At 72.7% G+C, this 23,344-nt stretch carries 27 protein-coding genes; 12 read left to right on the forward strand and 15 right to left on the reverse strand.

Annotation, left to right across the window (positions count from 1 at the left end; translation table 11 throughout):
* Positions 1 to 14: 14 nt before the first annotated feature.
* Together ACWGQ1_RS15550 and ACWGQ1_RS15555 are read right to left on the reverse strand one after the other, a co-directional pair.
* Positions 15 to 446, reverse strand: a complete 432-nt coding sequence (locus ACWGQ1_RS15550) for a hypothetical protein (RefSeq protein ID WP_378823392.1) — start codon at positions 444 to 446, stop codon at positions 15 to 17.
* Between the two features lie 72 nt (positions 447 to 518).
* On the reverse strand, positions 519 to 2,120 hold the full coding sequence (locus ACWGQ1_RS15555) for an AMP-binding protein (protein WP_452313265.1): 1,602 nt from the start codon (positions 2,118 to 2,120) through the stop codon (positions 519 to 521).
* Positions 2,121 to 2,230: 110 nt separating this feature from the next.
* Here ACWGQ1_RS15555 and ACWGQ1_RS15560 point away from each other — a divergent pair, with 110 nt between their 5' ends.
* Positions 2,231 to 2,842: a TetR/AcrR family transcriptional regulator gene (locus ACWGQ1_RS15560; RefSeq protein WP_136034085.1), complete on the forward strand. Its 612-nt coding sequence runs from the start codon at positions 2,231 to 2,233 to the stop codon at positions 2,840 to 2,842.
* A 12-nt stretch (positions 2,843 to 2,854) separates the two neighbouring features.
* Here ACWGQ1_RS15560 and ACWGQ1_RS15565 read toward each other — a convergent pair whose 3' ends face one another.
* Positions 2,855 to 3,628 (reverse strand): CoA-transferase subunit beta, encoded by a 774-nt coding sequence (locus ACWGQ1_RS15565; protein ID WP_136034087.1) that lies wholly within the window; start codon positions 3,626 to 3,628, stop codon positions 2,855 to 2,857.
* On the reverse strand, positions 3,625 to 4,491 hold the full coding sequence (locus ACWGQ1_RS15570; RefSeq protein ID WP_452313266.1) for a CoA-transferase: 867 nt from the start codon (positions 4,489 to 4,491) through the stop codon (positions 3,625 to 3,627). Before ACWGQ1_RS15570 ends, ACWGQ1_RS15565 begins: the two co-directional genes overlap by 4 nt.
* Before the next feature lie 90 nt (positions 4,492 to 4,581).
* Between ACWGQ1_RS15570 and ACWGQ1_RS15575 the strand changes: the two genes are divergently transcribed.
* Positions 4,582 to 5,316: an SDR family NAD(P)-dependent oxidoreductase gene (locus ACWGQ1_RS15575; protein WP_205812726.1), complete on the forward strand. Its 735-nt coding sequence runs from the start codon at positions 4,582 to 4,584 to the stop codon at positions 5,314 to 5,316.
* Complete coding sequence (locus ACWGQ1_RS15580) at positions 5,313 to 6,191, forward strand: aldo/keto reductase (RefSeq protein WP_308194334.1); 879 nt, start codon at positions 5,313 to 5,315, stop codon at positions 6,189 to 6,191. The genes ACWGQ1_RS15575 and ACWGQ1_RS15580 overlap by 4 nt, the downstream gene beginning before the upstream one ends.
* On the opposite strand, the gene ACWGQ1_RS15585 is transcribed toward ACWGQ1_RS15580, so the two are convergent.
* Positions 6,173 to 6,622, reverse strand: a complete 450-nt coding sequence (locus ACWGQ1_RS15585) for a VOC family protein (RefSeq protein ID WP_168442885.1) — start codon at positions 6,620 to 6,622, stop codon at positions 6,173 to 6,175. The two genes, ACWGQ1_RS15580 and ACWGQ1_RS15585, sit on opposite strands and share 19 nt — an antisense overlap.
* 56 nt (positions 6,623 to 6,678) lie before the next feature.
* On the opposite strand from ACWGQ1_RS15585, the gene ACWGQ1_RS15590 reads away from it, so the two are divergent.
* The 3 genes from ACWGQ1_RS15590 to ACWGQ1_RS15600 are packed head-to-tail and all read left to right on the forward strand — an operon-like array spanning position 6,679 to position 8,476.
* Positions 6,679 to 7,419, forward strand: a complete 741-nt coding sequence (locus tag ACWGQ1_RS15590) for an SDR family NAD(P)-dependent oxidoreductase (RefSeq protein ID WP_136034092.1) — start codon at positions 6,679 to 6,681, stop codon at positions 7,417 to 7,419.
* A complete protein-coding gene (locus ACWGQ1_RS15595) occupies positions 7,419 to 8,036 on the forward strand; it encodes a gamma carbonic anhydrase family protein (protein ID WP_136035313.1) in 618 nt (205 codons plus the stop codon). The genes ACWGQ1_RS15590 and ACWGQ1_RS15595 overlap by 1 nt, the downstream gene beginning before the upstream one ends.
* Entirely contained in the window at positions 8,033 to 8,476 is a 444-nt protein-coding gene (locus ACWGQ1_RS15600; RefSeq protein ID WP_206252611.1) for a nuclear transport factor 2 family protein, read from the forward strand. The genes ACWGQ1_RS15595 and ACWGQ1_RS15600 overlap by 4 nt, the downstream gene beginning before the upstream one ends.
* Positions 8,477 to 8,496: 20 nt before the next feature.
* On the opposite strand, the gene ACWGQ1_RS15605 is transcribed toward ACWGQ1_RS15600, so the two are convergent.
* The 4 genes from ACWGQ1_RS15605 to ACWGQ1_RS15620 are packed head-to-tail and all read right to left on the reverse strand — an operon-like array spanning position 8,497 to position 12,603.
* The gene (locus tag ACWGQ1_RS15605) at positions 8,497 to 9,609 is read right to left on the reverse strand and encodes an acyl-CoA dehydrogenase family protein (protein ID WP_136034098.1); all 1,113 of its coding nucleotides are present in this window, start codon (positions 9,607 to 9,609) and stop codon (positions 8,497 to 8,499) included.
* Positions 9,609 to 10,574 carry an acyl-CoA dehydrogenase family protein gene (locus ACWGQ1_RS15610; protein ID WP_452313267.1) on the reverse strand — a complete coding sequence of 322 codons (966 nt, stop codon included), beginning with the start codon at positions 10,572 to 10,574 and terminating at the stop codon, positions 9,609 to 9,611. The genes ACWGQ1_RS15605 and ACWGQ1_RS15610 overlap by 1 nt, the downstream gene beginning before the upstream one ends.
* Positions 10,574 to 11,743 (reverse strand): acyl-CoA dehydrogenase family protein, encoded by a 1,170-nt coding sequence (locus tag ACWGQ1_RS15615; protein ID WP_206252613.1) that lies wholly within the window; start codon positions 11,741 to 11,743, stop codon positions 10,574 to 10,576. The genes ACWGQ1_RS15610 and ACWGQ1_RS15615 overlap by 1 nt, the downstream gene beginning before the upstream one ends.
* Positions 11,740 to 12,603 (reverse strand): enoyl-CoA hydratase, encoded by an 864-nt coding sequence (locus ACWGQ1_RS15620; RefSeq protein WP_136034104.1) that lies wholly within the window; start codon positions 12,601 to 12,603, stop codon positions 11,740 to 11,742. Before ACWGQ1_RS15620 ends, ACWGQ1_RS15615 begins: the two co-directional genes overlap by 4 nt.
* Before the next feature lie 109 nt (positions 12,604 to 12,712).
* On the opposite strand from ACWGQ1_RS15620, the gene ACWGQ1_RS15625 reads away from it, so the two are divergent.
* From ACWGQ1_RS15625 to ACWGQ1_RS15635, 3 genes are read left to right on the forward strand one after another with little or no spacing between them, the layout of a single operon-like run.
* On the forward strand, positions 12,713 to 13,879 hold the full coding sequence (locus ACWGQ1_RS15625) for an acyl-CoA dehydrogenase family protein (RefSeq protein ID WP_136034106.1): 1,167 nt from the start codon (positions 12,713 to 12,715) through the stop codon (positions 13,877 to 13,879).
* Positions 13,876 to 14,664, forward strand: coding sequence for an SDR family oxidoreductase (locus tag ACWGQ1_RS15630; RefSeq protein ID WP_136034109.1), 789 nt, complete (start codon positions 13,876 to 13,878; stop codon positions 14,662 to 14,664). The genes ACWGQ1_RS15625 and ACWGQ1_RS15630 overlap by 4 nt, the downstream gene beginning before the upstream one ends.
* 20 nt (positions 14,665 to 14,684) lie before the next feature.
* Entirely contained in the window at positions 14,685 to 15,836 is a 1,152-nt protein-coding gene (locus ACWGQ1_RS15635) for an acetyl-CoA C-acetyltransferase (protein ID WP_136034111.1), read from the forward strand.
* Between the two features lie 79 nt (positions 15,837 to 15,915).
* On the opposite strand, the gene ACWGQ1_RS15640 is transcribed toward ACWGQ1_RS15635, so the two are convergent.
* From ACWGQ1_RS15640 to ACWGQ1_RS15655, 4 genes are read right to left on the reverse strand one after another with little or no spacing between them, the layout of a single operon-like run.
* Positions 15,916 to 16,989: a nitronate monooxygenase gene (locus tag ACWGQ1_RS15640; protein ID WP_452313268.1), complete on the reverse strand. Its 1,074-nt coding sequence runs from the start codon at positions 16,987 to 16,989 to the stop codon at positions 15,916 to 15,918.
* Positions 16,986 to 17,735, reverse strand: coding sequence for a CoA-transferase (locus ACWGQ1_RS15645; protein ID WP_452313269.1), 750 nt, complete (start codon positions 17,733 to 17,735; stop codon positions 16,986 to 16,988). The genes ACWGQ1_RS15640 and ACWGQ1_RS15645 overlap by 4 nt, the downstream gene beginning before the upstream one ends.
* Positions 17,732 to 18,577 (reverse strand): CoA transferase subunit A, encoded by an 846-nt coding sequence (locus ACWGQ1_RS15650; RefSeq protein WP_452313270.1) that lies wholly within the window; start codon positions 18,575 to 18,577, stop codon positions 17,732 to 17,734. The genes ACWGQ1_RS15645 and ACWGQ1_RS15650 overlap by 4 nt, the downstream gene beginning before the upstream one ends.
* Positions 18,574 to 19,332 (reverse strand): enoyl-CoA hydratase family protein, encoded by a 759-nt coding sequence (locus ACWGQ1_RS15655; protein WP_136037419.1) that lies wholly within the window; start codon positions 19,330 to 19,332, stop codon positions 18,574 to 18,576. Before ACWGQ1_RS15655 ends, ACWGQ1_RS15650 begins: the two co-directional genes overlap by 4 nt.
* 153 nt (positions 19,333 to 19,485) lie before the next feature.
* Between ACWGQ1_RS15655 and ACWGQ1_RS15660 the strand changes: the two genes are divergently transcribed.
* From ACWGQ1_RS15660 to ACWGQ1_RS15670, 3 genes are read left to right on the forward strand one after another with little or no spacing between them, the layout of a single operon-like run.
* Positions 19,486 to 20,388, forward strand: coding sequence for an SDR family oxidoreductase (locus ACWGQ1_RS15660; RefSeq protein WP_452313271.1), 903 nt, complete (start codon positions 19,486 to 19,488; stop codon positions 20,386 to 20,388).
* Positions 20,385 to 21,167: a MaoC/PaaZ C-terminal domain-containing protein gene (locus ACWGQ1_RS15665; protein ID WP_452313272.1), complete on the forward strand. Its 783-nt coding sequence runs from the start codon at positions 20,385 to 20,387 to the stop codon at positions 21,165 to 21,167. Before ACWGQ1_RS15660 ends, ACWGQ1_RS15665 begins: the two co-directional genes overlap by 4 nt.
* Complete coding sequence (locus ACWGQ1_RS15670; protein ID WP_136034126.1) at positions 21,164 to 22,078, forward strand: NAD-dependent epimerase/dehydratase family protein; 915 nt, start codon at positions 21,164 to 21,166, stop codon at positions 22,076 to 22,078. The genes ACWGQ1_RS15665 and ACWGQ1_RS15670 overlap by 4 nt, the downstream gene beginning before the upstream one ends.
* On the opposite strand, the gene coaE is transcribed toward ACWGQ1_RS15670, so the two are convergent.
* Both coaE and ACWGQ1_RS15680 read right to left on the reverse strand, forming a co-directional pair.
* Positions 22,053 to 22,685 (reverse strand): dephospho-CoA kinase, encoded by a 633-nt coding sequence (coaE, locus tag ACWGQ1_RS15675; protein WP_240744653.1) that lies wholly within the window; start codon positions 22,683 to 22,685, stop codon positions 22,053 to 22,055. The two genes, ACWGQ1_RS15670 and coaE, sit on opposite strands and share 26 nt — an antisense overlap.
* A gap of 24 nt (positions 22,686 to 22,709) precedes the next feature.
* Entirely contained in the window at positions 22,710 to 23,219 is a 510-nt protein-coding gene (locus ACWGQ1_RS15680) for a GNAT family N-acetyltransferase (protein ID WP_136034128.1), read from the reverse strand.
* Between the last annotated feature and the right edge of the window lie 125 nt (positions 23,220 to 23,344).

The raw sequence follows: 23,344 nt of genomic DNA on the forward strand, positions 1-23,344 counted from the left end.
GCCCCGGATCCCGGTCAGGCCTCTTCGGCCTGGAACACGATGCTGTGATCCTCGCTGCCGCCGTCGCGCAGCAGCGTGAGGGTGAGCGTGGTGGGCCACGCCGCGGCGACCGGGAATCCCTGCACCCCCGCCGCGATGGTGGCGGACGAGCCGGGCGGGACCGTCGTCGAGCCCGTGGTGGGCCCGGTCATCCAGTCCAGCTCGGGTGACACCGCGACCGACCACGTCACGGTGATCGGCGTCGTCCCAGGGTTGCCGACCACCGCTCCCGGCCAGGTGAAGGTCGCGCGGTCGATGGTGACGGGCAGCATCTGCACCGCCGGGCGCGCGGTGGACGCCGCCGCCAGTGGCGCCGCGCAGGTCACCGCCACCACCGGTACCGTCCACACCGCCGCCCGCATCGCCGTGCGTCGCGTGATCCCCGCCGATCGGTCGTGTCCCCGCATCCCCGTCCTTCCCCGTGGCCGACCTCGAAGGCTACCGGCCGGGGGTCGCGCGGGCCAATCGACCGCGGCGGGTCAGGCGCGGTCGCGGAGCTCGGACTTGAGGATCTTGCCGGTGGCGTTGCGGGGGAAGTCCTCCACGAGCACGAACTCGCGCGGCACTTTGAAGTTCGCCAGGTGCCGGCGGCAGAAGGTCTCGAGTTCGGCGGCGTCGGGGCGCGGTTCCGCGTTGTGCAGCAGCAGCACGTAGGCGCGGCCGACGGTGCCGAGCCGGTCGTCGTCCACACCGATCACGGCCGACTCGTTCACCGCCGGGTGCTTGCGCAGCGCGTTCTCGACCTCGGCGGGGTACACGTTGAAGCCGCCGACGATGAACATGTCCTTCAGGCGGTCGGTGATCTTGAGGCAGCCGTGCTCGTCGAGACGGCCGACGTCGCCGGTGTGGAACCAGCCGTCCGCGTCGAGCACGGCGTCGGTCGCGGCCGGGTCCTCGAAGTAGCCGAGCATCACATTGGGGCCGCGCAGCAGGATCTCGCCGTCCACGTCGACCCCCGCGTCGGTCCCCTCCTCGTCCACGACCCGGATCTCCACGCCCTCGACCGCGGGTCCGGTGGTCTGGGCCGTGTGCTCCAGCGACTCGCCGGGGCGGGAGAGGGTGGCGACGACGCACTCGGTGAGGCCGTACGCCTGGGCCACGGTCTCGAAGCCGAGCACGTTCACCATGTCGTGGAAGAGCGTCGCGGGGGCGGCCGTGGCCCCGGCGATCGCGAACCGCAGCGACGACAGGTCGTACTCGCCGAGGCGGGGGTGGTCGAGCAGCGATGTGAAGATGGTGGGCACCCCGGGCAGCACGCTGATACGGGCGGACTGCACGAGGTCGAGCAGGCGGTCGGCGTCGAACACGGCCAGGGGGTAGATCGTGGTGCCGGCCATGAGCGACGTGATCATGCCCGCCTTGTAGCCGAAGCCGTGGAAGAAGGGGTTCACGACGGCGTAGCGGTCCTCCGGCGTGAGGCGGGCTCCGAGGCCCCAGGCGCGCGCGACCGACAGGGTCTGCCGGTGCGCGCTGAGCACGCCCTTGGGCACGCCCGTGGTGCCCGAGGTGAACAGCACGTCCATGATGTCGTCCGGACCGACCGCCGCGGCAGCCTCGGCCACCCGTGACGGTGCCACGGCTCCACCGCCGGCGAGGAAGGCGTTCCACGACAGCAGCCCGGCGGCACCGTCGCCGTCCAGGCAGACCACGGTGCGGAGGTGCGGGAGCCCGGGGAACACCGGGCCGTCCCCGCCGCGCTCGGCCGCTGCATCGCGCAGCATCTCGCTGTAGGACTTGCCGAGGAAGCCGTCCGCCAGCACGAGCGCGGTGGCGCGGGAGCGGGCGAGGATCTCGGCGGCTTCGTGACCCGTGAAGCGGGTGTTCAACGGCACGACCGCGATCCCGACCAGCTGGGCGCCGAGCATCGCGAGGATGAACTCGTACCGGTTGGGCGCCCAGAGACCGATGCGGTCGCCGGGCCCCACGCCCTGCGCCAGGTAGGCGCGGGCGACGTCCTCCACGCGGTCCCGCAGCTCGGCGTAGCCGATCGTCACGTCGCCGTCGACGATGGCGGGGTGATCGCCGAGCGCCGCCATCTCCGTGAGGAGGGCGGGGACCGTGGTGGCTTCCGAGACTGTCATGGACGTCCTTTCCCAGATCATGCGTACACTCCGAAGGGATGTTTCGGGAAACCGCTCGCATGCGGCACACTTGAGCAAGCGCTTGTGAGATTTTCTGTGAAGGAGCAGCAATGGCAACGACCAAAAGCGGAGGCCGCCAGGAGCAGAGCTCCGAGCGGCGCGATCAGATCCTCTCGATCGCCGCGCGCCTGATCGCCAAGCGCGGGTACTCCGCGACCACGGTCCGCGACATCGCCGACGAGGCTGGCATCCTCTCCGGAAGCCTCTACCATCACTTCTCCTCCAAGGAGGCGATCCTCCAGGAGATCCTGGGCAGCTTCATGACCGGGCTGCTCGATCGGTTCGAGGAGATCGTGGCCGAGGGCGGCAGCCCCCGCGACATCCTCGACAAGCTCATCGCGCACGCCTTCACGACGATCGAGAGCCAGCCCGACGCGGTCGGCCTCTACCAGAACGAGCTGTCGTTCCTCGGCCGCCAGCCCGGCTTCGAGTTCCTGCGCGAGAACAGCGAGCGCATCGAGGAGCTGTGGCTGTCGCAGATCCGTGAAGGGCAGAAGGTCGGCGTATTCCGCGACTCCATCGACGCGCCCATCGCCTACCGCTTCATCCGCGACGCCGTGTGGTCCACGGTCGCGTGGTACCGGCCCGGCCGCGGGCACACTGCCGCCAGCCTGACCGACAACTTCCTCGACCTGCTGCACAAGGGCCTCCTCTCCGACTGAGCGGAGCCCGCGTCAGTCTGCGACCTCGCGGCTGCGGGTGCCGCGCGGGTCGAGCACGTCGCGGATCAGCCGCAGCTCCTCCGCGTCGGGCGTGCGCGTGAGGGGTGCGGCGCTCGCATCCAGCGCGAAGCCGGTGCTGTCCGCCACGAGCTGCGGGTCGACGCCGGGGTGCACCGAGAGCACCGTCACGATGCCGTCCGCGTCGAAGCCGAGCACGGCGAGGTTGGTGACGATCACGCCGAGGCGGTGGTGCTCCAGCCCCGCTTCGGCCGCACGGTCGGTGCCGACACCCGACACCATGTCCACCGACTCCACGAACACGCGGGGGCTGTGCCGGGCCACCCAGTAGTCCACACGGTGGTTGGCCGTGTTGCCCGGAGCCCCGCGCACGCCGATCAGCTGCTTGGTGGGGCGGTCCCAGTCGCCGATGAGCGAGATGTTCTGGTTGCCGTGCCGGTCGATCTGGCTGGCGCCCATCATGCTCTGGCGTCGGCCGGTCGCGAGGATGTCGAAGATGCGGCGGAACGGCGCCCACCCCTCGATCGTCGGTGCGGGGGCTGCGGTGTCGCCGGGCATCGGCGGACCGCTGAGGAAGAAGGCCTCGCCGTCGCTGAGCACCAGGTCGGGCGCCGTGGTGAGCTTGGCCAGACGGGCGCCGAGGGACGGGATGATCCCGACGGCGTGGGCGAGCACCTCGCCGGAGTCGCGGTAGGTGTCGGCGCAGGCCGCGACGCAGACCTCGGCGGTGGTGGCGACGGTCGCGGGCGTGGGGGCGACGGTGGTCATGACTCTCCTCGGTCGGCGTGGAAGCGGGCGACGGCGGCGTGGTACCCCGCCTCGTCGGTGTGCAGGTACGTGCGCGCGAAATCCGCCCACGCGTCGGGGTCCTTGGCGTATGCGGCGTAGTGCTTCTGGAACGCCTCGTCGCGGTCGTAGTCGGGCGCGCACGTGGTGAAGTGCGCCCCGCATGGTGCCTCGACCACGGCGGAGGCGTAGAGGCGGCTGAACAGCAGCGTGTGGAACGAGCCCTCGTCGAGCAGTGCGGCGGTCGGCACGACCTTCTCGGCCGAGACGATCGTGCGCTGCGCGGCCATCGCGAACAGGTCGTCGAAGTACGGGTCGGGGCCGAGGTACTGCGCGTTGCCCTGCGGGTCGGCGCGGTTCACGTGCACGAGGGCGACATCGAGGGGGAGCGCCGGCATCGCGACGTATTCGGCGTCGGAGTAGGGGGAGCGGACGGTGCGCAGCCGAGGGTTCGCCGGGAGCACGTCGGAGCCGAGGCCCGCGCGGATCGGGAGGAAGTCGAGGCGGGCGTTCGCGGCACGCAGCCCCGCGACGAACATCCCCTCGTCGTACTCCTCGACCTCGATCGCCCCGCGCTCGCGCGCCCGCGTGAACAGCGGATCGAGCGGGATGCTGTCGAGCGAAACGAAGCCGTAGACGAGGCGACGGATGCGCCCGGCCTCGGCGAGCAGCCCCACGTCGGGGCCGCCGAAGGCCACCACGGTGAGGTCGGTGATGTCGCGGCGCAGGATCTCGCGCACCAGGGCCATGGGCTTGCGCCGCGACCCCCACCCGCCGATGCCGACCGTCATCCCGCTCTCGAGGGTGCCGATCGCCTCCTCGATGCTGACCTGCTTGTCCGCCATTCCCGCTCCTTCGCGCGACCGACGCTAAACCTAGCGCTTGTTTGGGAATCACAGTAGCATGCCCGGGAGGGCGAGCAGCGAGGGAGCTGGATGATGCCGGAGCAGGCGCAGGATCGACCCGCCGACCACGTCGTGGTCACCGGGGGAGCGAGCGGGATCGGCGACGCGGTGGTGCGGCTGCTCCGCGAGCGCGGACTCACCGTGACGGTGTTCGACCTGAGCCCGAGCGCCCACGACGACGTGAGCTCCGAGGCGGTCGACCTGCGTGACGAGGCGGCGGTCGAGGCCGCGATGGAACGCGCCTGGCAACGCGCGCCCGTGGGCGGCGTGGTCGTGTGTCACGGAATCCGCGGGGCGTACATGCCCGCGCTGGAGATCGGCCTCGACCGGCTGCGGCTGCTGTACGACGTGCACGTCGTCGGGGCGCTCGCCGTGTCGCGGGCCCTCGTGCGGCGTCTCGATGGAGAACCAGGGTCGATCGTGATGGTGTCGTCGACCACGGCCTATCGCGGCTGGGCGAACCAGGCCGACTACGGTCCGGCGAAGGCGGCGGAGCGGCAGCTGATGGAGAATCTCGCGGTCGAGTGGGCGCCGCTCGGCGTGCGCGTGAACGCGGTCGCCCCCGGCCACACGCTCACCCCGATGGTGCAGGAGCTGGTGGCCGGCGGCTACGACCTCGCCGCGGTCGAGCGCCGCACGCCGCGCGGCCGTCTCGCCGATCCCGAGGAGATCGCCGCCGCGATCATCTGGCTGCTGCGCGATGCCACGCACGTGATCGGCCAGTGCCTGCCGGTGGATGGCGGCTGGACGGTCGTGGGCCGATGATGCCGCAGCGCGCGCTCGGCGACCTGCGGGTCTCGGCGCTCGGGATGGGCGCGATGACGCTCACGCAGACCCCGGAGTCGGATGTCGAGCGGGGCGTCCGCGCCGTGCACGCCGCGGTCGATGCCGGCATCACGCTGTTCGACACCGCCGACTCGTACGGACCGTCGAGCGAGATGGGCGTGAACGAGCGCGCCCTCGCCGCGGCCCTGCGCCGGCACCCCGACGCGAGGGACCGCGTGGTCGTCGCCACGAAGGGCGGCCACACGCGCGGGCCCGCCGCGACGTGGTGGGTGGACGGCACGCCCGCGCATCTCGCCGCCGCCGCGCGTGCCTCGGCGCGGCGTCTCGGACTCGACGCGCTCCCGCTCTACCAGCACCACCGGCCCGACGTGCGCGTGCCCTATGCGGACTCGATGGGGGCCCTGCGGCAGCTGGTGGACGACGGGGTCGTGGTGCGGGTCGGGGTGTCGAACGTCGACGTTGCGCAGCTCGACCTCGCCCGGGGCGTCCTCGGCGACGCGCTCGTGAGCGTGCAGAACGAGTACAGCTTCCTGGAGCGGTCGAGCGAGCCCGTGCTGCGGCGCTGCGAGGAGCACGGCCTGGCGTTCCTCGCGTGGGGTCCGCTCGGCGGCATGCGCCAGGCGAAGGCGCTCGGCGGGGCGGCGGCGCCCGTGGCCGAGGTGGCGGCGCGCTCCGGCGTCAGCCCGCAGCGCGTGGTGCTGGCGTGGCTGCTCGCACGATCGCCCGTGCTGATCCCGATCCCCGGTGCGAGCCGGCCGGAGAGCGTGCGGGATTCCGTCGCGGCGGTCGAGCTGACGCTGGACCCCGCCGACCTGCGGCTGCTCGACGGCGCCGGTCAGGCGGTGCCGGGATGAGGCTCCTGCAGCAGCTCGACCCGCACGTCGTCGGGCCCGAGCACGTACACGTAGCGGAAGCCGTCGAGCGGTCCGGCCGTCGCGGTCATGACCGCCGAGAGCGGGTGGTGGCCGAGCTCCGCCAGCCGCGCGAGGCTCTGCGCGATGTCGGGCACCGTGATCGCGGGGTGGGCAGCGCCGATGTGGCCGTTGTGCGGGTCGATGCGCGCAGCGTCGACCCCGCGGTACTCCGCGAGCTCCAGGAAGACGCCGTCGTCGAGCCGCACGAACGTGAGCAGGATCTCGGCACCGGGGCGTCCGGTCGCGGCCTCGACCGCGGGGCCGCTCTTGACCAGGGGGCCGGTCACCGTGCCGCCCGTCGCGGCGGCGTAGAACGCGGCGGCCGCCGCCGTGTCGCTCACGGTGATGCCCATGTGGTGCAGGCGCGGCATGCCGTCTCCCATCTCTCAAGCAAACGTTTGTTCGATCACTATCGCGGAGGAACCCCATGAGTGCAACACCCGTCATCGACCTGACCGGACGCGTCGCCGTCATCACCGGCGCCGCCGGAGGGCAGGGCCGCTCGCACGCCGCTCTGTTCCACGAGCTCGGCGCCGACCTGGTGCTGACCGACCTCGACGGGGCGGCCGTGCAGGAGGTCGCGGCCGGGTACGGCGATCGCGCGATCGGCCTCGCGCACGACGTCTCCTCCGCCGACGCGTGGGGCGCGGTCGCCGAGGCTGCGCGCGAGCGGTTCGGCCACGTGGACGTGCTGGTGAACAACGCCGGGTTCTGCCCCGAAGGACCGCTCGCGGAAACGGCCGAGCGCGTCATCCGTCTCACGCTCGACGTGAACCTCATCGGCCCCATGCTCGGCGTGCAGGCGCTGCTCCCGCTCCTGGGCGACGGCGGCTCGATCATCAACATCGCCTCGACGGCCGGGGTCGCCGGCTACGCCAACCGCGTGCCCTACTCGGCGTCGAAATGGGGGCTGCGGGGGGTCTCCCACGCGCTGGCCCGCGAGCTGGCGGGCAGCGGCATCCGCGTGAACACCGTGTGTCCCGGCGCCGTCGACACGCCCATGATCACCGAGGACACCCGGGCGGGGGTCGGGTTCATCTCACGCATCCCCATCCCGCGCGCGGGCCGGCCCGAGGAGATCTCGGCACTCGTCGCCTACCTCGCGAGCCCGGCCAGCAGCTACTGCACCGGACAGGACTTCGTCATCGACGGCGGTCAGGTCGCCTGATGCCGTCGTACGCGTTCGACGGCGTGGTGCCGGTGGTCGACCCGACCGCGTTCGTGCACGAGACCGCGAGCCTGATCGGTGACGTCGTGATCGGTCCCGGCTGCTACATCGGACCCTTCGCGAGCCTGCGCGGAGACTTCGGTCGCATCGTCGTGGGGGAGGGGTCGAACGTGCAGGACTCGTGCGTCATCCACGCGTTCCCCGGTGCGGACGCGGTGCTCGACCCGCACAGCCACGTCGGCCACGGTGCGGTGCTGCACGGCTGCCGCATCGGGTCGTTCGCGCTGATCGGCATCGGGGCCACCGTGCTCGACGGCGCCGAGATCGGGGCGGACGCGCTGCTGGGCGCGGGTGCCGTGGTCACCGCGGGCACCGTGATCCCGCCCGGGTCGAAGGCGCTCGGAGCCCCGGCGCGGGTGGTCGGGCTCCTCGACGACGACGCGCAGGAGTGGAAGCGGAACGGCGTGCGCATCTACCAGGAGCTCGCCCGGCGCAGCCGTGAGACCCTGGTGGCGGTGGAGCCGCTGCCGGCTGCGGAGCCCGACCGCCGACGCACCACCTGGGCCGCGGACGCCGCGACCCCGCTGCACCGTCGACGCGCGGAGGGACCCCGGTGAGCACGGCCGAGTTCACGGACTGGCTCGACATCACCCGCACGATCCTGCGGTACGGGCGCTACGCCGATCAGCGGAGGTTCGCCGACATGGCGTCGTTGTTCGTGCCGGACGGGCGGATGCTCCTGTATCGGCCGCGTGCCGATCACCCGGCCGAGACGCCGCGGGGGACGGCGGAGCTGGTCGCGGCGTTCGAGGCCCTCACGGCCTTCGTGGCGACCAGTCACGCGCTGTCTCCGAGCGATGTGGAGGTGCGAGGCGACACCGCCCGGGTGCATACGGCCTGCCTGTCGCACCACATCCGCGAGACCTCGGAGGGACGCATCCGCTTCACCCTCGCCGACCGCTACGACGACGACCTCGTGCGGGTGGACGGCCGCTGGCTGTTCCGCGAGCGCCGCAAGTACACCGACTGGACCGAGACCACCCCGCTCCGCCGCTGAGGCCGCCGCCAGGGCTGCGGTCAGAGGCGTGCGAGGGCCCAGGGCTCGGCGGCGGCGCGGAGCTCGCGCGGGGTGCCGAACAGGGTGCCGAGGGCGTGCGCGCGCTTGAACACCAGGTGCGCGTCGTGCTCCCACGTGATCGCGATCCCGCCGTGCAGCTGGATCATCTCTCCCGCGACCCGGGTGAGCGCTTCCGAGCACACGGCCTTCGCGATCGTGGCCAGCTCCGCGCGGTCGGGGGCGCCGGACGCGAGGGCGTCGGCGGCCGCGCGCGACGCGGTGCGCGCCACCTCCACCCGCACGTGCAGGTCGGCCATGCGGTGCTTGAGCGCCTGGAACGAGCCGATGGGTCGTCCGAACTGCACCCGCTGCTGCGCGTAGGCCACGGTGTCGTCGAGGGCCCGCGCCGCTGTGCCCGCCTGCACCGCCGCGACCGCCGCGAGCGCGAGCGCCCGCACGTCGTCGAGCACCGCGGGATCGCCGTCGCCGAGCGGACGGGCAGGGACCCCGTCGAACCGGAGGGTGGCGAGCCGCAGGGTCTGGTCCATCGTCGGGTCGTCCTCGCGCGCGACCGCCGCGGCGTCGAGCACCTCGAACAGGCGCGGGCCGTCGGCGGTGCGGGCCACCGCGACCAGCACGTCGGCGGGCAGCCCGTCCAGCACGAAGCCCGCCGTGCCGGTGAGCGTCCACGCCTCCCCGTCGGCCTCGGCGTGCACGTCGATGTGGTCGGGGGCGAAGCGTCCAGACGGGTCGGCCCACACGAGCGCCGCCGCCGACGATCCCTCCGCGATGCCGGGCAACAGTCGGGCGGACGCCTCCGCATCGCCCGCGGCCAGGATCGCCTGCGCCGCGATCGCGACCGAGCCGAGGTACGGCGACGGCGCGAGCGCGTAGCCGATCTCCTCCAGCGCCAGCTGCGCCTCCCGCAGTGTGAAGCCGGCGCCGCCGTGCTCCTCGGGGACGGCCATGCCGGCGATGCCGATCTCCTCGCAGAGCAGACGCCACAGGTCGGCGTCGAACCGTTGGTCCGACTCCAGGGCCCGACGCGTCGCCGCACTGTCGGCGCGTTGGCTCAGGATCCCGCGCACGAGGGCGACGAGCTCCTGCTGATCCTCATCGGGTTCGAAAGACATCACCGCTCCTTCGGAAGGATGTCGCGGGCGATGCGCGCCCGATGGAAATCCGGCGTGCCCCACGCCGCGGACAGCGCGGGCGCGAGGCCCAGCCAGATCCGCAGCGTGTGCTCGGCCGTGTAGCCGATCGCGCCGTGCACCTGCAGCGAGGTGCGCGCGGCGCGCCGCGCGGCGTCGCCCGCGGCGACCTTGGCGGCCGACACCGCCCGGTCCTCGTCGGGCTCGTCGGCGCGCAGTGCCGCGTTCCACACGAGCGGCCGCGCGAAGCTCAGCGCGATCCGCACATCCGCCAGCTGGTGCTTGAGCGCCTGGAACTCCCCGATCGGACGGCCGAACTGTTCGCGCACCTTCGCGTACGACACGGCCTCCGCGAGCAGCCGCTCTCCCGCGCCCACGAGCAGCGCGGCGGCGGCGAGGGCTGCTTCGTTCAGGGCCGCGTCGAGGGCGCCGGGCACGAGCGGGGTCGAGGCTCCCGTGGGGGAGAGCCGGGCGAGACGCCGGGTGGGCGCGACCGAGGTCAGCTCCGCGCCCGGCTCGCCCTCGTGCAGCGCGTCACCGCGGACGAGGTAGCGGTGCGTGGCCACGGCGGCGTCCACGGCGGCGGGAGCGACACCGTCGACCGCCGCGGTGGCGATGGCTCCCTCGGCGAGGGCCTGCCGCGTCCCGTCGTCCACCAGGGAGGGCAGCAGCGCGACCGTCTCCAGGTAGGGGCCGGGCACGCCGTGGTAGCCGAGCCGCTCGAACACCACCACCAGGTCGCCGAGGGTGCCGCCGAAGCCGCCCGCCTCCTCGCTCACCCGCAGCCCCAGCAGCCCGAGCTCGGCGAACTGCGCCCACAGGGCGAGCCCGGGGGCGGTGTCGCCGTCGGCCCAGGCACGTGCGACGTCGGCGCCGCCCGCGCCCTCCACGATCTCGTCGATGGCCTCCGCGAACGCGGTCTGTTCTTCCGTGGGGAGGAACCGCATCAGGCGCGCCTTCCGTCTCCGCCGCGGGGGAGTCCGAGGATCCGCTCCGCGATGATGTTCCGCTGCACCTCGTTGGTGCCCGCGTAGATGGGACCGGCGAGCGCGAACTGGTAGTCGTCGACCCAGCGCCCGCCGTCGACCGCCGACTCCCCGCGCAGCTCGGACTCCGGTCCCAGGATGCGCAGCGCGGTCTCGTGGATGTGCACGTCGAGCTCCGACCAGAACACCTTGTTGATGCTGCCCTCCGCGCCGACCGCACCACCGTCGAGCAGGGTGCTCACGGTCTGCCACGTGAACAGCCGGTAGGCCTCCGCGCCGATCCAGGCGTCCACCACGGCGTCATCCTCGCCGGTCGCGCCCCGCTCGGACTGCAGTGCGATCAGGCGGTCGGTCGCGGCGAGGAACCGTCCCGGCGCCCGCAGCGACAGTCCGCGCTCGTTGCCCGCGGTGCTCATGGCCACGCGCCACCCGTCACCGGGAGCGCCCAGCACGTCCTCATCGGGCACGAACACGTCGTCGAAGAAGATCTCGGCGAACCCGGTCGTGCCGTCGAGCTGGGCGATCGCCCGCACCGTGATGCCCTCGGCGTCCATCGGGAACAGGAAGTACGTCAGGCCGCGGTGCCGCTGCGCTTCGGGGTCGGACCGGAACAGGCCGAACCCGCGGTCGGCCCACACCGCGCGCGAGCTCCAGATCTTCTGGCCGTTGAGCACCCATCCGCCGCGGTCGTCGTCGCGGCGGGCGGTGCTGCGGATCGCGGCGAGGTCGCTGCCCGCTCCGGGCTCCGACCAGGCCTGCGCCCAGATCAGCGAGCCGTCGGTCATGGCGCGCAGGTACCGCTCGTGCTGATCCGGGGTGCCGTGCTCGAACAGGATCGGCGCGAGCAGGGAGATGCCGTTCTGCGCCACCCGGGTCGGGGCGCCCGCGCGGTAGTACTCCTCCTCGAACAGCACCCACTCCGTGATTCCGGCGTCGCGGCCGCCGAACTGCTCGGGCCAGGAGACGACGGACCAGCGGCCCTCCGCCAGCTCGGCCTCCCACGCGCGGTGCGCCGCGAAGCCCTCGGCCGTGTCCATCGAGGGCAGCGGTGTGGACGGCACGTGCTCGGTGAGCCAGGCGCGCGCCTCCGCGGCGAAGGCCTCCTGCGCGGGGGTGAGGTCGAGGTTCATCGGGATGCTCCGTCCGCGGTGTCGGCCTTGATGGTGCGCACGTCCACGCCGCCGAGGGAGTCGCCGCCCACCTCGGCGTTGTGCGCGTGGGCGGCGTGGTGCAGCCCGAACACGGAGTCCATGCCGGGGCGCAGGCCCTGCAGATCCTCCGCCTGGTTCACGGCCTTCTTCGCGAGGGCGAGCCCGAGTCGGGGCATGCGGCCGATGCGCTCGGCGAGCTCGAGCGTGCGCTGCTCCAGCTCGGACGACGGGACGACGTGGTTGACCATGCCGAGTTCGTGCGCGCGGGCGGCGGGCATCCGGTCGCCGGTGTACAGCATCTCCTTGGCCGCGCGGGGGTTGGTCACCCAGGGGTGTGCGAAGTACTCGACGCCGGGGATGCCCATCGCGACGACCGGGTCCTGGAAGAACGCGTCGTCGGAGGCGACGATGAAGTCGCACGACCAGGCGAGCATGAGCCCTCCGGCGATGCAGGCACCCTGCACCATCGCGATCACGGGCTTGGGGATCTCGCGCCAGCGGCGGCACATCCCCAGGTAGACCTCGGACTCGCGGGCGAAGCGGGAGTCGACGCCCTGGGCTCCGACGTGGTCCCACCAGATGACGGCCCTGCGCTCGAAGCTCTGGTCGATGTCGCGCTCGGGGGTGCCGATGTCGTGCCCGGCGCAGAAGTGCTTCCCGTTCCCGCCGAGCACGATGACCTTCACGGCGTCGTCGTCCACGGCGCGGGTGAACGCGGCGTCGAGGGCGTAGGTGACCTTCGAGTTCTGGGCGTTGCGATACTGGGGGCGGTTCAGCCGGATGATCGCGGTCGCGCCGCGCACCTCGTAGGTGACCACGGCGTCCGAGTCGTCGGTCATGGCGGGTTCCTCTCTGAACTCCCGGGAGCGAAACCAAACAATCGCTTGGTTTAGTTTGATACTATACGGGAACGGTCCGCCGAAGACCACGACTCGATGAGGAGCACAGATGGACGCGACGCAGCACGACGCGGACGAGCGATTCCGCGCCGAGATCCGCGGCTGGCTGGAAGAGAACCTCACCGGTCGCTTCGCCGCGCTGCGCGGCCGCGGCGGCTCCGGTCGCGAGCACGAGGACTTCGAGGCGCGCCTGGAGTGGAACCGGCACCTGGCCGCTGCGGGGTGGACGTGCGTGGGCTGGCCGGTCGAGCACGGCGGCCGCGGACTCAGCATCGCGCAGCAGGTCATCTTCCACGAGGAGTACGCCCGCGCCGACGCCCCCGCCCGCGTGAACCATCTGGGGGAGGAGCTGCTCGGCCCCACCCTCATCGCGCATGGCACGCCCGCGCAGCAGGCCCGCTTCCTGCCGCGCATCGTCGCGGTCGAGGAGCTGTGGTGCCAGGGCTACTCGGAGCCGGGCGCCGGATCCGACCTCGCCGCGGTGGCGACCAAGGCTCAGCGCACGGGCGACGAGTGGTCCGTCACGGGGCAGAAGGTGTGGACGTCCCTCGCGCAGCACGCCGACTGGTGCTTCGTGATCGCCCGCACCGAACCGGGATCGAGCCGCCACCAGGGTCTGTCGTATCTGCTCGTGCCGATGGACCAGCCCGGCGTCGAGGTGCGCCCGATCCTGCAGCTCACCGCGACCAGCGAGTTCAACGAGGTGTTCTTCGACGACGCCCGCACCGATGCCGACCTCGTCGTAGGCGGCGAGGGGAACGGCTTCCGCGTCGCGATGGCGACCCTCGGCTTCGAGCGCGGCGTCTCCACCCTCGCGCAGCAGATCGCGTTCCGTCGCGAGCTCGACGCCGTGATCGAGACGGCGCAGCGCACCGGCGCGATCGACGATGCCGTGATCCGCGACCGCCTCGTGCGCGCCCGCATGGACCTGGAGGTGATCCGCCAGCACGCCCTCCGCACGCTCGGCGGTGCCCAGGGCGACGGCGCCTCCGTCGCGAAGCTGCTGTGGTCGAACTGGCACCGCGCGCTCGGCGAGCTCGCGATGGAGGTCGCCGGACCCGAGGCCCTGCGGGTCGGCGCGGACTACGCGCTTGACGACCTGCAGACGCTGTTCCTGTTCAGCCGCGCCGACACGATCTACGGCGGTTCCGACGAGATCCAGCGCACCGTCATCGCCGAGCGCGTGCTCGGCCTACCCCGAGAGGCCCGCCCATGAGCTCTTCCGCCCCCGCCTACGTCCCCGGTCACGGCCTGCTCGACGGGAAGCGCGTCGTCATCACGGCCGCCGCCGGAGCCGGCATCGGTCAGGCCGCCGCGGTCCGCTGCCTGGAGGAGGGCGCGGCGCTCGTGGTGCTCGGCGACACGCACGCCGGCCGCCTCGCCGAGACGCAGAGCGAGCTGGGTGACCGTTTCGGCGCCGACCGCGTGCGCACCGCCGTGTGCGACGTGACCGTCGAGGACCAGGTCGCCGCCCTCCTCGACCTCGCGGAGGACGGCGGCGCGATCGACGTGATGATCAACAACGCCGGGCTCGGCGGGTCGGTGTCGATCCTCGACATGACCGACGAGCAGTGGGACAGGGTGATCGACGTGACCCTCACCGGCACGTTCCGGTGCCTGCGCGCGGTCGGCCGCCGCATGGTCGCGGCGGGCACGGCCGGCGTCATCGTCAACAACGCGTCCGTGATCGGCTGGCGCGCGCAGGTGGAGCAGGCCCACTACGCCGCCGCGAAGGCCGGCGTGATGGCGCTCACCCGCAGCGCGGCGATGGATTTCGCGCCGCACGGCATCCGCGTGAACGCCGTGTCACCGAGCCTCGCGATGCACCCGTTCCTGGAGAAGGTCACCTCGCCCGAGCTGCTGGAGCAGCTGAAAGCGCGCGAGGCGTTCGGCCGGGCCGCGGAACCCTGGGAGGTCGCCAACGTCATGGTGTTCCTCGCCAGCGCATACTCCTCTTATATGACCGGCGAGGTCGTCGCCGTCAGCAGTCAGCACGCGTGAACCCGGAGAGAAGGAACACCATGGCAGAGGCATACATCGTCGACGCGGTCCGCTCGCCCGTCGGGAAGCGGGGCGGCTCGCTGTCCGGCATCCACCCGGCCGACCTCGGCGCGCACAGCCTGAAGGCGCTCGTGGAGCGGACGGGCATCGACCCTGGCGCGCTCGACGACGTGATCATCGGCGCGACCGACACGATCGGAGGACAGGCGGGCAACGTGGGTCGCTCCGCCGTGCTCGTCGCTGGCTTCCCCGAGCACGTGCCCGGCGTCACGATCGACCGGCAGTGCGGTTCGAGCCAGCAGGCCGTGCACTTCGCCGCGCAGGCCGTGATGAGCGGGACCAGCGACCTGGTGATCGCCGGCGGTCTGCAGAACATGTCGCAGCTGCCGATCTCCTCGGCCATGGTGGCCGGAGAGGCATACGGCTTCACCACGCCGTTCGCCGAGTCGCCGGGCTGGCAGGAGCGCTACCCCGGGCAGGAGATCTCGCAGTTCGTCGGCGCGGAGATGATCGCCGAGAAGTGGGACATCACGCGCGAGGAGATGGAGCGGTTCGCGCTGGAGAGCCATCAGCGGGCGGCCAGAGCGCAGGACGAGGGTCGGTTCGACGGCGAGATCGCCCCGCTGAACGGGCTCGACCGCGACGAGGGCGTGCGCCGCGACACCTCGCTCGAGCGCATGGCGGGCCTGCAGACGCTCACCCCCGGCGGACGGCTCACGGCTGCCGTGGCCTCGCAGATCAGCGACGCCTCCAGCGCGGTGCTCGTCGCGAGCGCGCAGGCGGTGAAGGACCACGGGCTCACGCCCCGCGCGCGCATCCACCACCTGTCGGTGCGCGGCGACAGCCCGGTGTTCATGCTCACCGCGCCGATCCCCGCCACGCGGTACGCGATGGAGCGCACGGGCATGAGCCTCGACGACATCGACCTGTTCGAGGTGAACGAGGCCTTCGCGTCGGTCGTGCTCGCCTGGATGCGCGAGACCGGGGTGCCGCACGAGAAGGTGAACGTGAACGGGGGCGGCATCGCCCTCGGTCACCCGATCGGCGCGACGGGCACCCGTCTCATGACGACGCTGCTGAACGAGCTCGAACGCACCGGCGGTCGCTACGGTCTGCAGACCATGTGCGAGGGCGGCGGTCTCGCCAACGTCACCATCATCGAGCGCCTCTGAGGCTGCGCATCCGGGCCTGACGACGGACGACCCGCGGATGGCGTGCGTCCGGGCCCCGGGGGGCGCGGCTCCCCGGGGCTCAGGCGAGGACGCAGGAGGCGGCGGCGCGGAGGTGGGCCACGGCGTCGCGCACCACGCGGTCGACGAGCTCCTCGCAGCTGGGGAGGTCGTCGATCAGCCCCACCACCTGGCCGGCGGCGAGCATGCCCGCGGAGGTGTCGCCGTCGACGAGCCCGGCCTTCAGCAGCATCGGAGTGTTCGCGGCGAGGGTCATCTGCGTCCAGGAGCGCCCGGTCGCCTTCTTCATCGACACCGCATCCCGCACCAGCTGCGGCCAGCTCAGGCCGCTCAGCTTCTTGAACTCCCACGACCGGCGCAGCGTCGGCAGCAGGCGGGACACCCCGCTTCCGCCCTCCAGTCCCTCCACGAACTCGGTGCGCAGCAGGCGGTGGGGCATGCCGTCGGCCTTCGAGGTGACGACCGTGCCGTCCAGCCCGAAGTCGAGGTATCGCCGCTTCACGGCCTCGGGCACCGAACTGTCGCTCGTGAGCAGGAACCGCGTGCCCATCCCGACCCCCGCGGCGCCGTACGCGAGCGCGGCGGCGAGACCCCGTCCGTCGTGGAAGCCGCCGGCCGCGATCACGGGGATGTCGACGGCCGCGACCACCGAGGGCAGCAGGATCGAGGTGGGCACGGCGCCGGTGTGACCGCCGCCCTCACCGCCCTGCACCATCACGGCGTCCGCACCCCACGCCGCGACCTTCTCGGCGTGCCGCACGGCCCCGATCGAGGGGATCACGACCACGCCGTGGTCCTTGAGTCGCTCGATCAGCTCGCGTCGTGGGGCGAGAGCGAAGCTGGCGACCTTCACGCCGTGCCGGATGAGCAGTTCGACGCGCTCGGTGGCATCCCCGGCGTCGGCGCGCAGGTTCACGCCGAAGGGCCGGTCGGTGCGCTCGGTCACCTCGATGATCTGCCGTTCGAGCTCGTCGATGGTCATGGTGGCGGAGGCGAGGATGCCCAGCGCTCCGGCCTGCGCGGTGGCGCTGACCAGGCGGGCGCCGGCGACCCAGCCCATGCCGGTCTGCACGATCGGATGGTCGACGCCGGTCAGGCGCGTGAGCGGCGTGGAGAGCTGCGGGGGCGTGGTCATGATGCGATCACCTCTCGGTCGCGGAGTCCGCGGGGGTCGAGACGCTCGCGCACCAGGCGCAGCTCCTCGGCGGTGGGCTGCCGGGTCTCGGGGACGCCGGCGGGGATGTGCAGCGGGAAGCCGGTGGCCGCGACCACTCGGTCGAGGGTCACGCCGGGGTGCAGGCTGACGAGGGCGACCGTGTCGCCGGGGCCGGTCAGGTCGAGCACCGCGAGGTCGGTGACGATGCGGCGCACGTCGTGGAAGCGGTGGGCCCCGGCCGTGCGCGCCCTGGCCGGCCCGACGCCCGTGACCACGTCCACCCGGTCCACGAACACGCGCGGGCTGTGGCGGGCGACCCAGTAGCTGGTCGCGTGGTTGACGGTGTTCGTGGCGGCGGCCCTGGCGCCGAGCAGCTGCCGGGTGGGACGGTCGCGGTCGCCGATCGCGGACAGGTTCTGGTCGCCGTGGCGGTCGAGCTGTGCGGCCCCCATGATCACGTGGCGGCGACCGCGGGCGATCAGCTCGAACAGCTGCGCGTAGGGGAGCGGCGCCTCCGGCTCGCGGAACGGCTCGTCGACGGCGGGGGTGTCGGCGTACAGGGTGGCTTCGCCGTCGCTGAGCAGCAGGCCGGGCGCGTGCGTGAGCCGCGCGAGCCGCACCCCGACGGTGGGCACGATGCCGACGGGGCTCGCGAGGATCGTGCCCGCGCCGCGGAAGAGGTCGCTGCACGCGGCGATCGCGACCTCGGCGCGCGTGGCCGTCATGGTGTCGCCGCCTCACTCGTCCGCGGGGCGAGCTCGCCCGCCCGGAACCGGGTCAGATACGCCTCACGGTCCGCGGGCGAGGCGGCCGCGGCGGCGTAGGCGCGCTGCCCCTCCTCGTCGCGGTCGTGATGGGGCGGATACGCCGTGAACCCGGCTCCGCCCGGGGCATACACGATCCGGTCGGTGAGCGTGCGGTCGAGGAAGCGCGCCGTGGGGCCGAGCCCCGTCCACAGCGCGGCGGTGTCCACCACCTCCTCCACGCTCACCACGGTGTGCGCCGCCGCGCCCGCGAACAGGTCGTCGAAGAACAGGTCCGGCCCGAGGCACACGGCGGTGCCGGCGGCGTCGGCCCGGTCGAGGTGGAGCAGGGCGAGGTCGAGGGGCACGGCGGGCATCGCCACCAGCACCTCGGCGTCGGCGTAGGGCGATGTGATCGTGCGGATCTGGGGGTTGCGGCTGACGGCGTCCGAGCCCGCCCCCGCCCGGGTGGCCTCGAAGGGCAGGCGCCGGGCGGCGGCGCGGAGTCCGGCGACCAGCATCGCCTCGTCGTACTCCACGCTGCGCACCGCGCCGGACTGCCGGGCGTCCGCGAAGTAAGGGTCGATCGCGATGCTGTCGAGCGAGACGAACCCGTGCACGATCTCGGACGCCTGGCCAGTGGCGCAGAGCAGGCCCACGTCCGGTCCGCCGAAGCTGACGATGCGCAGGTCGCGCGCCCCGGAGAGCACGATCTGCCGCACGAGGGCCATCGGCTTACGCCGCGAACCCCAGCCGCCGACGCCGATCGTCATGCCGTCGCGGATCAGCGGCGCGAGATCGGCGGCGGATCCGGCGGTGGTCATGTCGTCAGGTTCTCGCCGGTCGCGACGAACGCGTCGCGGTGCTGGTCGGCGACGCCGGCGAGGTTGAGCTCGAACGTGAAGCCCTGCTCGAACCGGTAGCTGCGGTTGACGTCGATCGGGTCGATGCCGTTCAGCGCCTCCTTGGCGGCGCGGATGACGCGCGGGTCCTTCGCGGCGATCTCCTCCGCGAGCGCGAGCGCGGTCGCGTCGAGGTCGGCGCGCGGCACCACCGCGTCGACGGATCCGAACTCCGCGAGACGCTGCGCCGTCACCGTGCGGCTCGTGAAGTACAGCGAGCGCAGCAGATGCTGCGGCACGAGGCGGGCCAGGTGGGTGGCGGCGCCGAGCGCGCCGCGGTCCACTTCGGGCACGCCGAAGGTCGCGTCGTCGGAGGCGACGATCACGTCGCTGTTGCCGACGAGGCCGATCCCGCCGCCCAGGCAGAAACCGTTGACGGCGGCGATGACCGGAACGGCGCACTCGTAGATGGCCTTGAACGCCTCGTAACAGCCGCGGTTGGCGCCGAGGATGCCGGAGAAGCCCTCGATGCGCTGCATCTCCTTGATGTCGACGCCCGCGTTGAACCCGCGGCCCTCGGCGCGGAGGATGACGACGCGGGTCTCGGCGTCGGCCGTGGCCTCGCGCATCGCGGCGGCCACGTCGAACCACCCGGCGACGGGGAGTGCGTTCACCGGCGGGTAGTCCATCGTGACGGTGCGGACGCCGCGAGGGTGCAGGGTGGAAGTGATCGTCATCGGACACCTAACCTAACGTTTGCTCAAGCACCCTAGCAGTTGCTTGGTTATCGACGGAACCCTCACCGTGCATTTGCCCTAGCAATTGCTTGGTTGGTATGCTCGGGCGCATCCCACCCGCGTCCGCCGACGCCGCTCGAAGGAGAGTCGACCATGGCACGAATACTCGAAGGCCGCGTGGCCATCGTCACCGGTGCCGGTCGCGGCCTCGGCCGAGAGCACGCGCTGGAGCTCGCGCGCCAGGGGGCGAAGGTGGTCGTGAATGACCTCGGCACGACCCTCGACGGTGACGGCGTCTCGGTCGGTCCGGCGCAGGAGGTCGTCGAGCTCATCGAGGCCGCCGGGGGAGAGGCGATCGCGAACGGCGCCGACATCGCCGACTTCGCGCAGGCCGGGGCCCTCGTCGAGCAGGCGCTCACGGCGTTCGGACGACTGGACATCCTCGTGAACAACGCCGGGTTCGTCCGCGACCGCATGCTGGTCAACGCCGGCGAGGACGAGTGGGACGCGGTGATCCGCGTGCACCTCAAGGGGCACTTCGCGCCGCTGCGCCACGCGAGCGCGCACTGGCGTGCCGAGGCCAAGGCCGGGCGGCAGCCGGTCGCCCGCGTCGTGAACACCTCGTCCGGCGCCGGGCTCCAGGGCAGCATCGGGCAGGCGGCCTACTCCGCCGCGAAGGGCGGCATCGCCTCCCTCACCCTCGTGGCCGCCGCCGAGCTGCAGCGGTACGGCGTGCACGTCAACGCGATCGCCCCATCCGCCCGCACGCGCATGACCGAGGGGCCCTTCGCCGACGCGATGGCCGCGCCCGCGGACGGCTTCGATCGCATGGACCCGGCGAACGTCTCGCCCGTGGTCGCCTGGCTCGCCAGCGCGGACTGCGACGTCACCGGCCGCGTGCTGGAGATCGAGGGCGGCCGCCTCTGCCTGGAGGAGGGATGGCGGCACGGGCCCCGGCGTGACCGGGATCGGCGGTGGGACGCGGCCGAGGTCGGCGAGGCGGTGCGGGCCCTGGTCGCCGAAGCTGCTGCCCCCGAGCCGGTGTACGGCGCATGAGCGCGGGCGACTGGGCCGGGCGCGACCTCGGCGAGCAGACAGTCGGCTACGACGAGCGCGACGCGATCCTCTACGCGCTGTCGGTCGGGGCCGCCGCGACCGACCTCGATCTCGTGTTCGAGGACCGTCTGCGCGTGCTCCCGTCGTTCGGGCTGACGCTCGCGCAGTGGGCGCCCGACGTGCTCGCCGAGGCGGGGGCGTTCGACGACCGCGCCGTGCACGGCTCGCAGACGCTGGAGGTGCACCGGCCGCTGCCGCGCTCGGGCGAGCTGCGGCTGTCCGCCCGCGTTGGCGACGTGTGGGACAAGGGTTCCGCGGCCGTGTTCGACGTGATCGTGGAGTGCGCCGAGTTCACCGCGACCTGGTCACTGTTCGCACCCGGTGCGGGCGGGTTCGGCGGGGAGCGGGGCCCGGCGCGGGCTGCCACCGACGAGCGACCGGTGGGTGCGACGGCCGCCGTGACGACGTTCCCGACGCAGGCCGCCCTGTACCGGCTGACCGGCGACCGCCACCACATCCACATCGATCCCGCGGCGTCCGCGCGGATCGGGCAGACCGTGCCGATCCTCCAGGGGCTGTGCACGCTCGCCGCCACCACCCTCGTCCTCGCTTCCGAGCAGGGCGCGCATCCGGCCGACCTCCGCTCGCTACGGGGCCGGTTCAGCGGTCCGGTCATCCCGGGCGATGTGCTCGAGGTCGAGTCGTGGCACGGCGGCGACTTCGAGTTGCGGCGCGACGGGACGTCCGTGATCTCCGACGGCCGGGCGGTGTTCGCATGAGCCGGGTGCTGGTGGTCGGCGCGACCGGGATGATCGGCAGTCACGTTGCCGCCGACCTCGCCGCGCGCGGTGACGCGGTGACCGTGATGGCGCGGCGCGAGCCGTCCGAGCGCGACCCCCGGGCCATCGCCGGGATGCCGCGCCTCCGGGGCGACTACACCGACGCCGGGTCCGCCGCGCTGCTCGACGGTTTCGACGCGGTCGTGTTCGCGGCGGGCAACGACATCCGCCACGTGCCCGCCGCGCAGGAGGACGACGCGTTCTGGGAGCGCACGCAGAGCGTCGGGGTGCCGCGCTTCGCCGCGCTCGCGAAGACCGCGGGCGTCGGCCGGTTCGTGCAGATCGGCAGCTACTACCACCAGCTGCACCCGGAGTGGGCGGAGCGGATCCCCTACGTGGCGGCGCGGCGCGACGCCGACGAGCGCACCCGCGCCCTGAGCGACGACGGTTTCGCGGCGATCACCCTGAACCCGCCGTCGATCGTCGGCGCCGATGAGCGCGGCCTGCGGCGGTTCGCCCGCATGATCGCGTGGACGCGCGGCGAGCTCGACGAACCCGCGCTGTTCGCCCCGCCCGGCGGCACCAACTACCTGTCGGTGCGCTCGCTCTCGCAGGCCGTGCAGGGCGCGCTCGATGCGGGCGAAGGCGGGCGCGCCTACCTGGTGGGCGACGCGAACCTCACGTATCGCGACTACTTCCAGCTGCTCGCCGACGCCGCCGGCAGCGCGCACACGATCGAGGAGCGCGACGAGGAGCATCCGTTCCAGCCCGACCGCTTCATCGTGCAGGGCCGCGGCGCGGTGATCGCGTACGAGCCGGACCCCGCGGAGACCGCCCTGCTCGGCTACGACCGGGGCGATGTCGAGCGCGCGCTGGCGGAGATCGTCACCGCGGCGGACGCGCAGCGCTGAGCCGCTCCCACAGCACGGCCGTCGCGGCGAGAGTGTCGGCGAGGGTGCCGTCCGTGCGCAGCACCTCGTTGGCGATCGCGATCCGGTCGGCCTCGGCGCCCTGTGCGCGGAGCCGCCGCTCGGCCTCGGCCGCATCGTGCCCCCGCTCCTCCCGCAACCGTCGCAGGCGCATGGCCTCGGCGGCCTCGACCGTCACGACCCGGTCGTACGTCCAGGGCAGGGGGGCGGTGGTGCGGCTGAGCAGCGGGATCTCGTGCACCACGACACCCGGTTCGCGGCGGGCCTCGGCGATGCGCGCAGCCACCTCGGCCAGCAGAGCCGGGCGCAGCAGGGCGTTGTAGCGGGAGAGGAGGGCGGGATCGTCGAACACGCGTGCCGCGACCGCCGCCCGGTCGAGAGACCCGTCCGCCGTGCGGACCTCGGCCCCGAGCAGCGCCGTGATCCGGTCGAGCAGCGCCGCGCCGTCCGTGGTGCCGGGATCGACGATGGCACGGGCGGCCGCGTCACCGTCCACGATGCGGGCACCGTGCGCGGCCAGGGCGCGCGCGACCGTGCTCTTCCCCGCGGCGATCCCGCCCGTGAGTCCGACCAGGATCGCCGCCGTCACGAGGGTTCTCCCGGTCGCGACGCGTCAGGGACGGACGAAGCGGACCTCGGTGAGCGTCTCGCCGAGGAAGGGCTCGGTGTGCGAGGCGCCGTCGAGGTGGAAGCCGTTGCGCGTGTAGAAGCGGTGCGCGCGGGGGTTGTCCTCCGCGACCCACAGGTAGAGCGGCTCGTCCTTCTCGACCGCGGCGTCGAACAGCTTCTGGCCGATGCCGGTGGAGTGGTACGCGTCGAGCAGGTAGATGAAGTAGAGCTCCCGGAAGGCGGGGGCGTCCTTGTCGCGGGCGGGGCCGGAGCCGACGAAGCCGACGATCTCGCCGTCGACGAGGGCCGCGTTCATCTTGAAGTCGGGGCCCTGGGCGGCCCAGTGCGTCCACAGCTCGGCCATGCGGCGGGGCGAGACCTTCTCCAGCGCGGCCTTGCTGATCAGGTGATCGTAGGTCTCGTGCCAGCACTGCGCGTGCACGCGACCGAGGGCTTCGGCATCCACATCACGGACCGGACGGACGATGACTTCGGGCTGGGCTTCGGCGCTCATGCGGTGACTCTACGCGCGGCCCGTGAAAACTCGAAATCGGCGCGGAGCGGGGTGACGCGCGGGTGAACGGCCTGGAGGAACCGCACAACGATATTCACGGTTCGTGCGCCGCTGGCTACGATCGT

Source organism: Microbacterium sp. NPDC055599, from assembly GCF_053618975.1.

Bases quoted from the DNA above. Each gene is read 5' to 3' on its own strand.
- ACWGQ1_RS15550 (WP_378823392.1), bottom strand. From the start codon at position 446: ATGCGGGGACACGACCGATCGGCGGGGATCACGCGACGCACGGCGATG.
- ACWGQ1_RS15555 (WP_452313265.1), bottom strand. From the start codon at position 2,120: ATGACAGTCTCGGAAGCCACCACGGTCCCCGCCCTCCTCACGGAGATG.
- ACWGQ1_RS15560 (WP_136034085.1), top strand. From the start codon at position 2,231: ATGGCAACGACCAAAAGCGGAGGCCGCCAGGAGCAGAGCTCCGAGCGG.
- ACWGQ1_RS15565 (WP_136034087.1), bottom strand. From the start codon at position 3,628: ATGACCACCGTCGCCCCCACGCCCGCGACCGTCGCCACCACCGCCGAG.
- ACWGQ1_RS15570 (WP_452313266.1), bottom strand. From the start codon at position 4,491: ATGGCGGACAAGCAGGTCAGCATCGAGGAGGCGATCGGCACCCTCGAG.
- ACWGQ1_RS15575 (WP_205812726.1), top strand. From the start codon at position 4,582: ATGATGCCGGAGCAGGCGCAGGATCGACCCGCCGACCACGTCGTGGTC.
- ACWGQ1_RS15580 (WP_308194334.1), top strand. From the start codon at position 5,313: ATGATGCCGCAGCGCGCGCTCGGCGACCTGCGGGTCTCGGCGCTCGGG.
- ACWGQ1_RS15585 (WP_168442885.1), bottom strand. From the start codon at position 6,622: ATGCCGCGCCTGCACCACATGGGCATCACCGTGAGCGACACGGCGGCG.
- ACWGQ1_RS15590 (WP_136034092.1), top strand. From the start codon at position 6,679: ATGAGTGCAACACCCGTCATCGACCTGACCGGACGCGTCGCCGTCATC.
- ACWGQ1_RS15595 (WP_136035313.1), top strand. From the start codon at position 7,419: ATGCCGTCGTACGCGTTCGACGGCGTGGTGCCGGTGGTCGACCCGACC.
- ACWGQ1_RS15605 (WP_136034098.1), bottom strand. From the start codon at position 9,609: ATGTCTTTCGAACCCGATGAGGATCAGCAGGAGCTCGTCGCCCTCGTG.
- ACWGQ1_RS15610 (WP_452313267.1), bottom strand. From the start codon at position 10,574: ATGCGGTTCCTCCCCACGGAAGAACAGACCGCGTTCGCGGAGGCCATC.
- ACWGQ1_RS15615 (WP_206252613.1), bottom strand. From the start codon at position 11,743: ATGAACCTCGACCTCACCCCCGCGCAGGAGGCCTTCGCCGCGGAGGCG.
- ACWGQ1_RS15620 (WP_136034104.1), bottom strand. From the start codon at position 12,603: ATGACCGACGACTCGGACGCCGTGGTCACCTACGAGGTGCGCGGCGCG.
- ACWGQ1_RS15625 (WP_136034106.1), top strand. From the start codon at position 12,713: ATGGACGCGACGCAGCACGACGCGGACGAGCGATTCCGCGCCGAGATC.
- ACWGQ1_RS15630 (WP_136034109.1), top strand. From the start codon at position 13,876: ATGAGCTCTTCCGCCCCCGCCTACGTCCCCGGTCACGGCCTGCTCGAC.
- ACWGQ1_RS15635 (WP_136034111.1), top strand. From the start codon at position 14,685: ATGGCAGAGGCATACATCGTCGACGCGGTCCGCTCGCCCGTCGGGAAG.
- ACWGQ1_RS15640 (WP_452313268.1), bottom strand. From the start codon at position 16,989: ATGACCACGCCCCCGCAGCTCTCCACGCCGCTCACGCGCCTGACCGGC.
- ACWGQ1_RS15645 (WP_452313269.1), bottom strand. From the start codon at position 17,735: ATGACGGCCACGCGCGCCGAGGTCGCGATCGCCGCGTGCAGCGACCTC.
- ACWGQ1_RS15650 (WP_452313270.1), bottom strand. From the start codon at position 18,577: ATGACCACCGCCGGATCCGCCGCCGATCTCGCGCCGCTGATCCGCGAC.
- ACWGQ1_RS15655 (WP_136037419.1), bottom strand. From the start codon at position 19,332: ATGACGATCACTTCCACCCTGCACCCTCGCGGCGTCCGCACCGTCACG.
- ACWGQ1_RS15660 (WP_452313271.1), top strand. From the start codon at position 19,486: ATGGCACGAATACTCGAAGGCCGCGTGGCCATCGTCACCGGTGCCGGT.
- ACWGQ1_RS15665 (WP_452313272.1), top strand. From the start codon at position 20,385: ATGAGCGCGGGCGACTGGGCCGGGCGCGACCTCGGCGAGCAGACAGTC.
- ACWGQ1_RS15670 (WP_136034126.1), top strand. From the start codon at position 21,164: ATGAGCCGGGTGCTGGTGGTCGGCGCGACCGGGATGATCGGCAGTCAC.
- ACWGQ1_RS15680 (WP_136034128.1), bottom strand. From the start codon at position 23,219: ATGAGCGCCGAAGCCCAGCCCGAAGTCATCGTCCGTCCGGTCCGTGAT.